At 73.0% G+C, this 8,289-nt stretch carries 8 protein-coding genes; 4 read left to right on the top strand and 4 right to left on the bottom strand.

What is annotated here, in order from left to right; genetic code table 11:
• Positions 1-424: EamA family transporter (locus D6718_09570; protein RMG44671.1), on the bottom strand; the 424-nt coding region annotated here is incomplete at its 3' end.
• Positions 425-486: 62 nt separating this feature from the next.
• Entirely contained in the window at positions 487-1,497 is a 1,011-nt protein-coding gene (locus D6718_09565) for a hypothetical protein (protein RMG44670.1), read from the bottom strand.
• A 126-nt stretch (positions 1,498-1,623) separates the two neighbouring features.
• Here D6718_09565 and lpxC point away from each other — a divergent pair, with 126 nt between their 5' ends.
• From lpxC to D6718_09550, 3 genes are all read left to right on the top strand, one after another.
• The gene (gene lpxC / locus D6718_09560) at positions 1,624-2,523 is read left to right on the top strand and encodes a UDP-3-O-[3-hydroxymyristoyl] N-acetylglucosamine deacetylase (protein ID RMG44669.1); all 900 of its coding nucleotides are present in this window, start codon (positions 1,624-1,626) and stop codon (positions 2,521-2,523) included.
• Positions 2,524-2,593: 70 nt separating this feature from the next.
• Positions 2,594-4,807 carry a HAMP domain-containing protein gene (locus D6718_09555; protein RMG44668.1) on the top strand — a complete coding sequence of 738 codons (2,214 nt, stop codon included), beginning with the start codon at positions 2,594-2,596 and terminating at the stop codon, positions 4,805-4,807.
• Positions 4,791-6,119, top strand: a complete 1,329-nt coding sequence (locus tag D6718_09550; protein ID RMG44667.1) for a sigma-54-dependent Fis family transcriptional regulator — start codon at positions 4,791-4,793, stop codon at positions 6,117-6,119. The genes D6718_09555 and D6718_09550 overlap by 17 nt, the downstream gene beginning before the upstream one ends.
• A 9-nt stretch (positions 6,120-6,128) precedes the next feature.
• Here D6718_09550 and D6718_09545 read toward each other — a convergent pair whose 3' ends face one another.
• Both D6718_09545 and D6718_09540 read right to left on the bottom strand, forming a co-directional pair.
• Entirely contained in the window at positions 6,129-6,764 is a 636-nt protein-coding gene (locus tag D6718_09545) for a hypothetical protein (GenBank protein RMG44666.1), read from the bottom strand.
• An 89-nt stretch (positions 6,765-6,853) separates the two neighbouring features.
• On the bottom strand, positions 6,854-7,618 hold the full coding sequence (locus D6718_09540) for an LOG family protein (protein RMG44665.1): 765 nt from the start codon (positions 7,616-7,618) through the stop codon (positions 6,854-6,856).
• A 67-nt stretch (positions 7,619-7,685) separates the two neighbouring features.
• Here D6718_09540 and D6718_09535 point away from each other — a divergent pair.
• The coding region (locus D6718_09535) for a ribonuclease D (protein RMG44664.1) at positions 7,686-8,289 on the top strand (604 nt) is incomplete at its 3' end.

The following is an 8,289-nucleotide window of genomic DNA, read 5'->3' as shown; positions in this document are numbered from 1 at the left end:
TCCACGCGGCGGGGCCGGACATCACCGCCACACCGGCGACCGCCAGCGCCCCGCCCGCGAGCGTCCGGAGCGGGGGCCGGCCCCGGCGCAGGGCCCACTCGACGAGGGGGGTCATCAGCACGTACAGGGCGGTGAGGAAGGCGGAGCGGGCGGAGCCGATGCGCGCGAGACCGGCGGTCTGGAGCGCGTAGCCCGCGCCCAGCACCAGCCCGAGAGCGATGCCGGGGAGCCGCGCGGGGGATGAGCGCCCGCGGAGGCCGGCCGGCGCGAGCAAGAGGGCGGCGGCGGTGAACCGGAGGGCGTTCGCCGTGAGCGGCGAGGCGTGCTGGAGCAAGGCGCGCGTCGCGGGAAAGGTCGCTCCCCACAGCGCGGCGCAGCAGAGCAAGGCGAGATCGCCCCTGAGGCTGGCCCGGCGGTCCGCCACCGCGCGCTCCCCGTCCGAGGAAGCTCCGCCGCGCGTCCGCCGGGAGCTCCGTCCCCGCTCCCTCAGGAGGGCTGCTTCGCGAGCGAACCGAGTGCGGAGGGATCACCCCCGGCCAGAACGCGCACCAGCGCCTCGTGGAAGAAGTCGCCCTTCGCCCGCACCTCGGCCGAGATGCGCTGCTCGTACATCGCCCGGGCCCGGTCGATCTCGTCGGCGAACCGCGTGGCGAGGTCCTTCCGGGTGCGGCCGATCTCGACACCCTCGCCGTTGTACAGGCAGATCTCCTCGACGAGGAGCCGCGCGAACCGGCGCGCGTCCTCCACCGCCGGATCGTCGCTCGGCGGGGGCTCCTGAGCCGCCGGCGCGGGTTCGCGCCGTTCGACCTCGGCGGAGGCCGGTCCGGTGGGCGTTTCACCGGAGGACGTCGCCGCGCCGGGGGAGGCCGGCTGCGGGGCGGGCGACGGCTTGGGTGCGGGGCGGCCGGCTCGCGGAGCCACCGGAGCGAGGCGCTCGACGGCCAGCGAGGCGGCGGTCACGAGCACCCTCAGGGCGGCCGCGTCGAACGGGCCGTCTCCCGAGGGATCGGCGTAGACGATCCCGGCGATCTTGCCGCGGACGTTGACCGGCAGGAGGAGCGCCCGCTCCGTCCCGGACTGGCCGAAAGAGGGGACGGGCGGCTCTCCCGGCCCCCCGGCCGCCACCGGTGCGCCCGTTTGGACGACGCGCTCCATGGCCGCCTCGCCCGCCGCGATCTCCTTGCCCCGGATCGAGCCGGCAAGGCCCGGATCGCCCTCGAAACCGCGGCCCTCCCAGCCCACGTAGCCGCTGTCGCGCACCACGAACAAGGCCGCCCGCGCGCCGGCGACCGTGGCGCCTTCGAGAAGGGCCCGAAGGATCGCCGCCTGGCCCTGCGCGGCGGCGATCGTTTCCACGGCATCGGGAAGAGCGTCCGCCGTGCCGCCCTCGGGCTCCGGAACGGGGATCTCGACGGCCTCGAGCGCGGCCCGCGCCTCGCGCGCCAGCCGCTGCGTCATCTCCTCGACGGTTTCGGGAGGGAGCTTCCAGGTGCCCATGCCTATCCTCCGCCCGGGGCCGGCGAAGCCCGGGCGCTCCTCGGTCGCGGTCGGGGGGATTGTCGGTCCCGCGGCCGCTCCGGGTCAACCGCGGGCCGGACTCGCGATCCGCGCTACAATCGCGCCATGCCCAACCAGCGCACCCTCGAGGGTGTGGTCCGCCTGAAGGGGCGCGGGCTGCACAGCGGCCGGGCCGTCGAGCTCACCATCCGTCCTGCGGGACCCGGCGAGGGGATCGCGTTCGTCCGGGAGGACCGCGGGACCGTCATTCCGGCGCTCCAGCAGTACAGGGCCCCGATGCGGAACGCGACCCGGCTCGAGCGGGACGGGATCACCGTCGACACTCCCGAGCACCTCCTCGCCGCCCTCTACGCGCTGGGGATCGACAACGCGCGGCTGCACCTCGACGGGCCGGAGGTGCCGATCCTCGACGGCTCGGCGATGCCGTTCGTGTCGGCCCTACTCGACGTGGGCGTGGCAGAGCAGGAGGCGGCCCGCTCGGTGCTGGTCGTGGACCGCCCGGTTTCGATCCGGGACGAGGACAGGGCCCTCGAGGTCCATCCCTGCGAGCGACTGCGGATCACGGCGGCGATCGACTTCGAGCACCGCTACCTGGGTTACCAGGAACTGACGGTCGAGCTGGACGATCCGGCCGACTTCGTCCACAAGCTCGCCGCCGCCCGGACCTTCGCTCTTGAGAGCGAGGTGCGGAAGCTCCGAGCTGCCGGGCTGGCCCGCGGGGGTTCGCTCGACAACGCGGTGGTCGTCGGGGAGAACGGTCCGATGGGCGGGCTCCGCTTCGCCGACGAGTTTGTCCGGCACAAGCTGCTGGACCTGGTGGGGGACATGGCGCTCCTCGGATGCCGCCTGCGCGCGCGGGTGGTGGCCTGGCGCAGCGGGCACGCCACGCACGGCCGCCTCGTCGACGCGATCCTCGCCCATCCGCGCGCGTGGCACATGGAACCGATCGGCGGCCCGCCGCACCCGCCGGCGCGCCCGACCGCTCCCGGCCGGGCGCGCGCCTGAAGGGGATCCCGGTGCGCCGCATCACGAACCGCGCCGGCGAGCGGACGGCGTTCCGGCACAGCAGCGAACCGTGCGGCCGCGCCTGAGACCGGACCGCCTCGCCGTCGTGGCGATCGGGCTGCTCCTGGCGGTCGCCAGCGGGCTCTACTTCGTCATCCAGCGGGGAAAACTGGGCGACACCAGGCTGGCCACCGACAAGACGCTCGTCATGACGCTGGCGGTGCTGCTCTTCGTGGTGGCCCTCGGCCTCGTCTGGTTCATGTTCCGGCACCTCGCCCGCCTTCTGGCCGGACGCCGGCGCGGCCTTCTGGGCGCGAGACTCCAGGCCCGGGTGGTCTTCACCTTTCTCTTTCTGATCCTGATCCCCACCGTGACGTTGTTCTCCGGTGCGGTGACCATCGTCTCCCGAACGCTGAAGGAGCTCGCGCCGCCCGATCTCGAGCGGATCGCCGGCCTCGGCCGCGCGGTGGCCGACGAGGTGGAAGCGGCGGCGGAGCGCGACGCGCAGCGGTTCGCCCGCTTGATCGCGCGCGAACTCGAGGCGGCGGGACGAGGGGCGCCCGACCGCTGGCCCCAGGGCTGGGTGGCGAAACGGCTCGGGTCGCTCCGGCAGCGCTACGGCCTGGCGGCGGTCGGGTTCCGGGTCCAGGGCGGCGCGCCCGTGCAGGTCGCCGCCGCGCCCTCGCGCGGAGGGCCCGCGCCGCGCCCCGAGGAACTCGGCCGCGCGCCGGCCGGGCTCACGGAAGCGGTCCTGACCTCCGGCCAGGGGCGCGTGACCGGCGAACGCCTCGCCTACGGGTGGCGAGCGGTGGCGATCGAGCCGCTCGAGGGGGGGCGGGCGGTCGTGTGGGCGGTGGAGCTGCTCCCGGAGAGGACCGCCGCGAAGGTGGAGGCGCTGCGCCAGGGCGCGCTCGAGGTCTCGGACTTCCGGCGCCGCCGCCCCGCCGTCCAGCGGCTGTACGTGGTCCTTTTCGCCCTGCTGACCGCCGTCGTCCTCTTCGGAACCGTCTGGACCGGCCTGTTCCTCGCCCGGCAGGTCACCGGGCCCCTCCTGGGCCTCATGCGGGGTACCGAGGCCCTCGGTCGCGGGGAGCTGGGACACAGGGTCCGGGAGTGGGGCGACGCGGACATCGCCCGGCTCGCCCGGAGCTTCAACCGGATGGCCGAGCGGATCGAACGGCAGCAGGCCGCCCTCGAGCAGCGGCGGCGGTACATCGAGACGCTCCTGGAAGCGATTCCGGTGGGGGTCGTGAGCCTCGACGGCGAGGGGTGCGTGTTGACGGCCAACCGCTCGGCCCTGGAGACCCTGCGGCTGGACGCGCTCCCGCAAGGAACGCCGCTGCGCCGGGCCCTCGCGGGCGGTCGCGAGGCGGTTTGGGACGTGGTCGCGTCCGCCGTGCAGGGAAGCTCGGGCCGCGTCGCCGCCGAAGTGGCGATCGCCGCCGGCGGCACCGGCGTCTCGCTCGAGGTCTCCGCCGAACGGTTCGAGATCGCCCCGGGAAGGAGCGGGACACTCGTGGTGCTCGAGGACATGACGCGGCTGCGCCGAGCCGAACGACTGGCAGCTTGGGGCGAGGTCGCCCGCCGGGTGGCTCACGAGATCAAGAACCCGCTGACACCGATCCGTCTCTCCGCCGAACGGATGGCCCGGCGGTACCGGCAGGATCCCGCGGCGGCGCGGAAGGCGATCGAGGACGGCGCGCGCACGATCGTCCGGGAGGTGGAGAGCCTCCGGCGCCTGGTGGACGAGTTCTCTCGCTTCGCCCGGCTGCCCGAGGTGGAGCTGGCCGAGGGGGACCTCCGGGAACTCGTCCGGGAGGTGGTCTCCGCCTACGCCGGACAGCCGGAGGGACCGGAGGTCACCGCCGACACGGAAGCTGCGCTCCCCCCGCACCGGTTCGATCCGGAGGCGATGCGGCGGGTGCTCATCAACCTCATCGAGAACGCGGTGGCGGCCGCAGGGCCGGACGGACACGTGACGGTGAGGACGCGTTGGCATCGAGCGCGCCGGACGATCCTGCTCGAGGTGATCGACGACGGCGAGGGGTTGCCCCCCGGGGACCGGAACCGCTTGTTCCTCCCGAGCTTCACGCGGCGTCCCGGCGGGACCGGCCTCGGCCTGGCGATCGTTCACCGTATCATCACCGAGCACGGCGGCTGGGTTCGAGCCGAGGACAACGACGGGGGAGGGACGCGGATGATCGTCGAGATCCCCGCCGGCGGAATGCAGCGGGAGGACGCCGCCGAGGCACGGGGCGAGGAACGCGATGCGCGAAAGGGATAAGGGTCTCGTTCTCGTCGTCGACGACGAGCCGTCGGTCCGGGATGCCCTGGCGCAGATCCTGGCCGATGAAGGCTACCGGACCCTAACGGCTGCCAGCGGGGAGGAGGGCGTGGCGATGGCGGCCGAGCAGCAGCCGGACGCGGTCTTCCTCGACGTCTGGCTCCCCGGCATGGACGGGATCGAGGCGCTGCAGCTTCTGCGCGAGCGCGGCGTGGACGCGCCGGTGATCATGATCTCGGGCCACGGGACGATCGAGACGGCGGTCAAGGCGACGAAGCTGGGGGCGTACGATTTCATCGAGAAGCCGGTGGCCCTCGAACGGGTGCTCCTGGTGACGTCGAACGCACTGCGCCAAGCCCGGCTCGAGCGCCGGAATCGCGCGCTGCGCGCCCAGCTGCGGCGGGAGGCGGAGTTCATCGGCTCCAGCGCCGCCGTCGAGCGCCTGCGGGCGGAGCTGTCCGGCGCCGTCGATGGGGCGCCGGTGCTGCTGTACGGGGAGAAGGGCACGGGCCGGCGCCTGGCCGCCCGGTGGCTCGCGCTGCACGGGCCGAAGGCCGACGGGCCGTTCCTCGACGTGCAGGTGTCGGCCCTTCCGCGGGAGAGACTGATCCGGGCCCTGTTCGGCGAGCCGGGGTCGGGAAGCCGGGCGGTGGGACGCATCGCCCACGCCGACGAGGGGACGCTCTACCTCGAGAACGGGGACACCCTGCCGCCGGCGGTTCAATCGTCCCTGGCGGCAGGCCTGAGGACCGGACTGTTCCCGGTGCCGGGGAGCCGGCGAAGCGTCCGGTCCGAACCGCTGGTGATCCTCTCCCTGCTCGAGCCGCCGGAAGGGCTCGTCGAGCGCGGAGGACTCTCCGGGGAGCTGCTCGCCCTCTTCCGGCACACGATCGAGATCCCGCCGCTGCGCCGGCGCATCGACGACCTTCCCGCCCTGGCCGAGCGGTTCCTGCACGAGCTGTGCAACGAGTACGCGCGGGAGCCGCTCTCGCTGTCGGAGGAGGCGCTCGCGAAGCTTCTGGAGTACGACTGGCCGGGAAACGTCAGGGAACTCAAGCGGGTCATCGAACGGCTGGTGCTCCTCGCCCCCGGTCCGCAGATCGGCGTCGCCGACCTGCCGGCCGTCGTCGTCCGCGGGCGGGCCGGCCGGGAGGCCGAGGACCGGGCGCTGCTGGAGGTCGAGCGGCGCTGGACGGCCAGGCAGCTCGAGGAAGCGGACGGATCGGTGGCCAAGGCGGCCGAGCGCCTGGGCATCGACGAGGAGACTTTCCGGCGGCGCCTCCGCCGGCTCGGCCTCGAGCCGGACGGCTGACGCGGCGGGTCAGAAGCGCAGGCCGACCGACGCGCTCGGCACGAGTGCGGTCTCGGCTTTCCAGAGAAGGGCGGAGGGCTTCTCCGGCTCCATGGTGCGCGTGGTGAGCTGGAGCCGGAAGCTCCATCGTTCTCCAGTGCGGAAAAGGAAGCCGGCGCCCAGCTCGTACCAGAGACTGATGTCGGTGCTGTCCACGCGGCCCGGAGGGAGTTCCTGGTTCACCACCGCACCGGCAGGGATCGAGCTGTCGAAGGAGAGCGACCCACGGCCGATTCCGGCGACCATGTAGATCTGGAACCGCTGTTCGCCGGAGAGAACCGCCAGACCCTCGATTCCGTAGAGCTCGAGAACGGCGTCTCCGCTCACCGCTCTCACGGTGGAGTCGGGCAGCGTGACCGTGCGCTTCAGATCGTCCTGGGATTCGAGCCGCTCGTAGACCGGTCCCACGGCGAAGCGGTCGCCGGCGTGGACGAGCAGTCGCAGACCCGCGGCCACGTCCTGCACGATCTCCGTCCGCTGCGACAGGAGCGGGTACCGGGCCCCGGCGACGATCTCGAACCGCCTCTCCTGGGCCTGGACGCCGCCGGTGGCAGCCAGCCACAAGGCCGCGGCCAGCGCGGCTCCGATCCACCTGGGACGCATCATCGCTCGGCTCCTCCCTGACCCGGGGCCGGGCGGGGGCCGACCGGCCCGCGGGCGGGCGGATTCTTCCAGAACGGAGGGCGGGGGGCAAGTCAGTCCGCTTCGGCCTCGTCCGCGAGCCGGTGGATGCGGGTCAGCTCGGCCGTCAGGTAGTCGTAAGCGTCGTCGACCGTGTCGCAGATGCGAAACAGCGACAGATCGCCGCCGTCGATCACGCCCCATTCGACCAGCCGGTCCCAGCGGATCACCTCCTCCCAGAACTCCCGCCCGAACAGGACGATCGGGCGCGGGCGCGTCGACTTGCCGGTCTGGATCAGGGTGAGGAGCTCGAACAGCTCGTCCATCGTGCCGAAGCCGCCGGGGAAGATGACCATCGCCTTGGACAGATAGAACAGCCAGAACTTGCGCATGAAGAAGTAGTGGAACTCGAAGGCGAGCTCGCGCGAGACGTACGGGTTGATCCCCTGTTCCCGCGGGAGGCTGATCCCCAGTCCGACCGAAAGCCCGCGCGCCTCCGAGGCCCCGCGGTTGGACGCCTCCATGATGCCGGGACCGCCACCGGAGCAGACGATGAAGCGGTGTTTCGAGTTCGACAGGCTCTTCGACCAGAGCGTCATCCGGCGGGCCAGCTCCCGTGCCTCGCCGTAGTACCGGTCGAGACGGCTTCCGCCGCTTTCCCGCTCGTCGCGGGCCCGCGCCGATCCGAAGAAGACGATCGTGTCCTGGACGCGGAACCGGTGGAAGCGGCTCTCCGGCTCGAGGTACTCGGCGAGGATCCGGAGGGTCCGCGCATCCTGCCCGGTGAGGAACTCCTCGTTGCGGTACGCCTTGGAGACGTCGAGGTACTTTTTCGCCATGGGGCTAAGCTAAGCTTTCCGTCCGGCGGCCGGCAAACGGCCGACCCGAGGGCGGAGAGGTGCAACGGTGGCGGCGACGCTCGTGAGCGACCGGCAAGCGCTGCACCGGGTGACGGAGCGCCTGCGGGGGGCGACGAGGATCGCGCTCGACACGGAGGCCAACGGCTTCCACGCCTATCGCCCGCGCCTTTGCCTGATCCAGCTGGCATGGGAGGCGCCCGGGGAAGGCGGTGAGGCGCTGATCGACCCCCTCGCATTCCGGCCGGAGCAGGGGGATCTCGCCGGCCTCGCCGCGGTGCTGGGCGACCCGCCGGGTCCGGTGGTCGTGCACGGCGGGGACTACGACGTGCGGCTGCTCAAGCGCGATGCGGCGATCGCCCCGGCGCGCCTGTTCGACACCGAGATCGCCGCGCGGCTCGTCGGGCGGCGCCGGACCGGCCTCGCGGCGCTCGTCGAAGAGATCGCCGGCGTGCGGCTGTCCAAGGCGGCGCAGCGCACCGACTGGGCGCGGCGGCCGCTGCCCCCGCGCGCCCTCGACTACGCTCTCGATGACGTCCGGTACCTTCCCGCGCTCCACGACCGCCTGCAGGCCGAGCTCGACCGGCTCGGCCGGCGGAGCTGGGCCGAGGAGGAATTCCGCTGGCTCGAGAGCGTCGCGCCCGCGGAGGAAC

It is taken from the genome of Acidobacteriota bacterium, from assembly GCA_003696075.1.
Taxonomy (GTDB): Bacteria; Acidobacteriota; Polarisedimenticolia; order J045; family J045; genus J045.
The sequence above is the reverse complement of the archived record's forward strand: the minus strand, read 5'-3'. Positions and strand labels throughout refer to the sequence as shown.